The 242-nt window shown below is 58.7% G+C and carries 1 pseudogene; it reads left to right on the top strand.

Annotated elements, in window-relative coordinates:
* Positions 1-25: 25 nt before the first annotated feature.
* A pseudogene (locus tag ACPYOJ_RS36435) lies at positions 26-242 on the top strand (FAD-dependent oxidoreductase); the annotation flags it as partial.

Genomic DNA, 242 nt, shown 5'->3' with positions numbered 1-242 from the left:
GCTCAACAAGGGCCTGTCTTTCCGCTTGGCATCCTCTTGTCGCGAGGACGGAACGACGATCCTCGACAGCGATGGCAATCATCCTTCGAACGGCATCGGCGAACGCGAGAAGGAAATCGCCAAAGTAATGATCGAGGCTCCGGTCTACGCAGTGCTCGATCAGGCAGAGCCCGCACTCGAGGATTGGCTTCGCCGCGGCAAGCCGAACTGCTTCGTGCCTTACGACCGTGCGTCTATTGATC

The organism is Rhizobium sp. SVR5-9E, from assembly GCF_056755095.1.
This window is presented reverse-complemented; position numbering and strand designations above follow the sequence as displayed.